Source organism: Thermococcus sp. JdF3 (genome assembly GCF_012027495.1).
Lineage (GTDB): Archaea > Methanobacteriota_B > Thermococci > Thermococcales > Thermococcaceae > Thermococcus.
In genome coordinates this window covers 1-418 of sequence record NZ_SNUK01000034.1, presented here as the reverse complement: position 1 = coordinate 418, position 418 = coordinate 1, and the positions used below count along the sequence as shown (strand labels likewise).

Annotated in this window: 1 protein-coding gene; it reads right to left on the bottom strand. The window is 53.3% G+C overall.

Annotated elements, in window-relative coordinates:
• The coding region (locus E3E42_RS11770; RefSeq protein WP_167904897.1) for a glycogen/starch/alpha-glucan phosphorylase at positions 1–418 on the bottom strand (418 nt) is incomplete at both ends.

The following is a 418-nucleotide window of genomic DNA, read 5'->3' as shown; positions in this document are numbered from 1 at the left end:
AAAGCCTATGATGAGCGCGTTCTCGTCTATCTCTGGCAGGGGATCATCTATTCCAAGCCTCTCGTTCCTCGCCTTAATCTTCCTCTTCAGTAGCTCTATGAACTCCCTCTTGGCCTTAAGATGGGCCTCCCAGAGCTCTTCATCGGGAATCCTCTCAATGGCGTACCACAGACCCTCGATGTTCGTGTGCTCGCGCCATGCCTTTCCGAGATAGCGGTCAAAGAGCTTTCTCATCTCGCTGTGAACCCAGGTCATGGTGTGTACGCCGTTGGTGATGCCCTCGATGGGTATCTCATCCAGCGGAACTCCGGGCCAAAGATTCTGCCACATGCGCTTGCTTACCTCGGCATGGAGCTTACTGACGCCGTTGACGTAGCTGGAAGTTCTTATGGCCAGTAGGGTCATGTTGATTTCATCC